The sequence below is a fragment of the Actinophytocola sediminis genome (assembly GCF_054779715.1).
On record NZ_BAAGXS010000118.1, the window covers coordinates 1 to 572 of the forward strand.

Sequence of the window (572 nt, forward strand, 5' to 3'; positions counted from 1 at the left end):
GGACGGCCGCGCCGGCCGGGCCGGCGGCCGGGCCGAAGGCCATGCTCGACCTGGTCCGCGCGGAGGTCGCCAGCGTGCTCGGGCTGGCCTCGCCGCGGGAGGTCGGCACCGGTCGGGCACTGCGCGAGCTGGGTTTCGACTCGCTGACCGCGCTGGAGTTACGCAACCGGCTCGGTGCGGCGACCGGTCTGCGGCTGTCGGCCACGGTCGTGTTCGAACACCCGTCCGTGCTGGCGCTTGCCGAGCACCTCGGCGACCTGCACCAGGGCCGGACGCGGACGGTGGCGACCGGGACGGCGGTCGGCTCGGACGAGCCGATCGCGATCGTGGGCATGGCGTGCCGGTACCCGGGTGGGGTGCGGTCGCCGGAGGACCTGTGGCGGTTGGTCGCGGATGGTGTCGACGGGATCGGTGAGTTCCCGACCGACCGGGGTTGGGACGTTGACGCGCTCTACGACCCGGATCCGGATCGGGCGGGTACCTCTTACACCCGCAGCGGTGGGTTTGTCGGTGGTGCGGCTGACTTCGACGCTGACCTGTTCGGGATCAGTCGTCGTGAGGCGTTGGCGATG

The 572-nt window shown here is 72.6% G+C and carries 1 protein-coding gene; it reads left to right on the forward strand.

Translation table 11 applies throughout. From position 1 onward, the window contains the following. Positions 1 to 572: acyl carrier protein (locus tag ACYVIP_RS44565; protein WP_460407289.1), on the forward strand; the 572-nt coding region annotated here is incomplete at both ends.